The organism is Methanobrevibacter thaueri (genome assembly GCF_015062905.1).
GTDB lineage: Archaea > Methanobacteriota > Methanobacteria > Methanobacteriales > Methanobacteriaceae > Methanocatella > Methanocatella thaueri_A.
On sequence record NZ_SUTK01000087.1, the window covers coordinates 1 to 3,841 of the forward strand.

Sequence of the window (3,841 nt, forward strand, 5' to 3'; positions counted from 1 at the left end):
CAGCAATTAATATTCTAAACCGCTGGTTCAACGGGGATAGCCTGAAAAAATACTTAAATTAACCATTATTAAGTGAAAAAAATTCAGGAATCCCCACCCTCTTTTAGGGTGGGGTGGTTCAATATAAAAAATAAATATTTAAACGAAATATTAGAAAAATTAGATGAATATATTGAAACTTACCGATGAGATTATCAATTAAACTCCAGCAATGTCCTTTATCACTTCACCTGCAATTATAAGTCCTGCAACTGACGGCACAAAGGAAACGCTGCCTTTCACCTTGAATTTCCTGTCCTTATTTATTTCACAGTCGTTTGTGTTTATAGCATGCTCCTTTGAATATACGACCTTCAGCTTTTCTATGTTTCTCTTTCTCAAATCTTTTTTCATTATTTTGGCAAGGGGACACACTGAGGTTTCGTAGATGTCTGCAACTTCAAACATTGTTGGATCCAGCTTGTTTCCGGTTCCCATGGAAGAGATGACTGGAACATTCAACTCATCGCATTTGCATATGACTGCAATCTTGGCCATAATGGTATCAACGCAGTCGACAGCATATGACAGGTCCTCAGTAATGATGTCGGATGTCGAATCGGCCATGTAGAATTCCTTATAGGTTTCCACATTTGCCTCAGGATTGATTTCAAGGATTCTTTCCCTCATCAAATCGACCTTGTATCTGCCTATAGTGTTTACGTTTGCAATCAGCTGCCTGTTGATGTTGCTTTCATCTGTCTTGTCGAAGTCTATCAGGATGAAATTTCCGACACCGCTTCTGGCAAGCCCTTCGCAGACAAAGGAACCTACTCCTCCAAGGCCAAAAACCGCCACCTTTGCTTCCCTTAACTTTTCCATTCCATCATTTCCAATCAACATCTCTGTTCTTGAAAACTTACTTTCCATTCGCTTCACCAAAAAATATAATTTAATCCAACTTGTTATATAATAATTGAAGTCGAAACATTAAAAACTTAATGATAAAGTGAGGATTTTATGATAATTGATACTCATTGCCATGTGTACACAGGAGAAATGGAAAATGCGGAAGATATCATTAGAGATGCTTTAGATAATGATATTCATCTGATATTGAACGGCACTGATTTTAAAAGCAATAATGAAGTTCTGGAACTGGCGGGCAAATATGAAAATGTCCATGCCGCTTTGGGATACTTCTACACAATGGCAGATGAGATAACTGATGATGACATCTCCCTATTGGACAGGCAGCTTGAAAATGAAAATGTAATTGCCGTCGGTGAGATAGGCCTTGACTATTATTATACAAAAGAGAACAAGGACAGCCAGATTCAACTATTTGAAAGGATGCTCGTTTTGGCCGAAAAGCATGACCTGCCCGTGATTGTGCATTCAAGAAAGGCGATGCAGGACACATTTGACGTGTTGAAAAGGCATGACGTTGTCGGATCCCTTCATTGCTATCAGGGTTCATCAGAAATGGCCAAGCGATTCATTGAACTGGGCTTCTATATGGGAATAGGAGGACCGATTACCCATAAAAACAACAAGAAAACAACTAAAATGCTTAAGGAAATTGATGTCAGTCACATACTTGTAGAAACGGATTCACCTTATCTGCCTCCGCAGGAAAAGAGAGGTGAGCCAAACACACCACAAAACATCCTATATGTCATAAGAAAAATAGCTGAAGAACTTGACATGGATGAATATGACATCATTGAAATAACATCAAAAAATGCTAAAAAGCTTTTCAAATTAAATTTTTAGATTTCCGGATAGAATTCAATCTCATATCCCAGTTCCACCATTATCTTCAATTCGTCCATTGCATCATGGACAGCATTATGGGTTTCGCTGTATTCCTCGACACCCAACATCTGAAGCATCGGCTCAACACCATAGCCCCTTTTCAGCCGTCCTGTTTTGCAGCAGGGCAGATGGTCAGGAATGAAAGGATTGTGCTGCTTGTATGCAGCTATTTTCATGATGTCGTGCCAGCAGAAATCAGAAAGTTCAGGAAGATGTCTCTTGTCAAAGGAAGCGTTGTATGCAAACAAATCATTAACCCCATTTGAATTCAAAAGAAGCTTCAAATCATCAATCACCTCGACCCTGTGGCCAGTAATTATATCATGATCTGTTTTTCTCATGCTTTTTAAATACATTCCACCAACCTTTTCCTCTTTTGGAAGAATGTAGTAACGGGAATCGGTAGTCTTGAAATTCCTGCATCTTGCAATCAGAACGCCGATTGACATTACCTCATCGTTCCAGTTGGTTTCCGTATCTATGACTGCAAATTTCCCTGACATTGAAAATCACCATTATTTTTTTAAAGTTTCCAATCCCCTAATTCAGCGCTTGTCATGTTAGCATTAAGGGGTGTGAGGCTTGGACATTTATCCACAAAAAGCGCATGCCCGTCACTGCCTTCCTCATATTCCTGAACCAGGTTTGAGGCAATCATGACCAGGCCATCACTATTCTGATTTTCATCCAAAGGATAATTAAATAACTCTTCCTTTTCCTTATTTGTATTGTCGATGACCTGCTTTTCAAGCATCCTAGGAGACAGGCTGGTGATTCTGACCTCTTCGGATTGATAGTTAGTGGGCACATTCAGATTGAACAGGTCAACACCCTCTGGAAATCCTTCATTCATGATTTTTAAAACAAGGTCATGGAGAACCTTTTTTGCTAAATCGAAATCATATTCCAGATACCATTCGCCGTTTTCATCCTGTCGGTAGGCAGTTTTGGGATCTATGAAAAGAGATGCAGCTATTGCAGGAATTCCAAGGCTTACCGCCTCAAGAGCAGCACATACAGTGCCTGAGGAGGTGATGTCACAGCTTATGTTAACACCCTGGTTTATTCCGGCTATGACCAAATCCGGCTTTTCGTCCATCACATAGTCCGCACCAACGATGACCGCATCTGCAGGACTTCCTGAAACGCTGTAAGCAGGACTTCCATCTTCAAGCTTGCAGGAATCCAATTTCAAATGTTTGAATAGGGTTATTCGACGGCCTACACTGCTGTTGTTTTCATCCGGAGCCACAACAGTGACATCGGCCAAATCTTCAACTGCCTGTTTTGCGGCCAATATTCCCTGTGCAAAAACTCCGTCATCATTGGATATCAAAATCTTCATAATGTCAAAACCTTGAAATGTGTTGTGTTAATTCTATATATCATTTTTCAATTAAAAAAATATTTCTAATAGATATTTACCAAATTAGTGAAAGAATACTCCGACCTCTTTTAGGTCGGAGATGAATTTCACAAAAAAGACATAGAGTCATTTTTTTTAATAAATATTTTTTGGATATTTACTTTTCAAATGCTCTCTCACTTTGTTTATATAATTTGTATAGTCATATATATTTTTTGTAGTGTTAAAAAATCTTTTAATGGTTTTTTATTGGTTATTAGATGGTGTGTATTTTTATGCCTGAGGTTTTGAGTTGTAAATGTCGTATTAATCCTAATTGGGATTTGAAGATTGCTTTTTGGGATGCTTTTGGAGCTTCCCGTTTTGTTAGCAATAACGTTAGACAAAAAGTAAGGCAAGCAAGAATTCACAATAAGATAATTGATAAGAATTGCCCTGAATCTAAGGATGAAAAGATTAGGATAAATAGGAGTTTTTATAATGATTGTTTGCGTGAATTAAAGCATGAACATCCATTTCTATATGAAATTGACTCTACTGCTTTACAAGAGTCTACACAACGCTTGCAAAGAGCATATAAATGCTATGATAAAAGATTGTCCGGTGAACCAAGGATTAAAACATTAAAAAATCCAGTACAATCATTTACCCTTAAAAATGTAAACAACAGCATTAGAC

Annotated in this window: 5 protein-coding genes; 2 read left to right on the forward strand and 3 right to left on the reverse strand. The window is 38.1% G+C overall.

Features of this window, described 5'->3' with window-relative positions; genetic code table 11:
• Positions 1 to 198: 198 nt before the first annotated feature.
• On the reverse strand, positions 199 to 909 hold the full coding sequence (locus tag E7Z79_RS09430; RefSeq protein ID WP_303739685.1) for a tRNA threonylcarbamoyladenosine dehydratase: 711 nt from the start codon (positions 907 to 909) through the stop codon (positions 199 to 201).
• A gap of 90 nt (positions 910 to 999) precedes the next feature.
• On the opposite strand from E7Z79_RS09430, the gene E7Z79_RS09435 reads away from it, so the two are divergent.
• Positions 1,000 to 1,755 (forward strand): TatD family hydrolase, encoded by a 756-nt coding sequence (locus E7Z79_RS09435; protein WP_303739686.1) that lies wholly within the window; start codon positions 1,000 to 1,002, stop codon positions 1,753 to 1,755.
• Here E7Z79_RS09435 and E7Z79_RS09440 read toward each other — a convergent pair.
• Together E7Z79_RS09440 and surE are read right to left on the reverse strand one after the other, a co-directional pair.
• Complete coding sequence (locus tag E7Z79_RS09440) at positions 1,752 to 2,300, reverse strand: hypothetical protein (RefSeq protein WP_303739687.1); 549 nt, start codon at positions 2,298 to 2,300, stop codon at positions 1,752 to 1,754. The two genes, E7Z79_RS09435 and E7Z79_RS09440, sit on opposite strands and share 4 nt — an antisense overlap.
• Positions 2,301 to 2,320: 20 nt before the next feature.
• Positions 2,321 to 3,142, reverse strand: coding sequence for a 5'/3'-nucleotidase SurE (surE, locus tag E7Z79_RS09445; protein ID WP_303739688.1), 822 nt, complete (start codon positions 3,140 to 3,142; stop codon positions 2,321 to 2,323).
• A gap of 296 nt (positions 3,143 to 3,438) precedes the next feature.
• Between surE and E7Z79_RS09450 the strand changes: the two genes are divergently transcribed.
• Positions 3,439 to 3,841 (forward strand): hypothetical protein (locus E7Z79_RS09450; RefSeq protein WP_303739689.1); only part of this gene is annotated, 403 nt, incomplete at its 3' end.

Bases quoted from the DNA above. Each gene is read 5' to 3' on its own strand.
- E7Z79_RS09430 (WP_303739685.1), bottom strand. From the start codon at position 909: ATGGAAAGTAAGTTTTCAAGAACAGAGATGTTGATTGGAAATGATGGA.
- E7Z79_RS09435 (WP_303739686.1), top strand. From the start codon at position 1,000: ATGATAATTGATACTCATTGCCATGTGTACACAGGAGAAATGGAAAAT.
- E7Z79_RS09440 (WP_303739687.1), bottom strand. From the start codon at position 2,300: ATGTCAGGGAAATTTGCAGTCATAGATACGGAAACCAACTGGAACGAT.
- surE (WP_303739688.1), bottom strand. From the start codon at position 3,142: ATGAAGATTTTGATATCCAATGATGACGGAGTTTTTGCACAGGGAATA.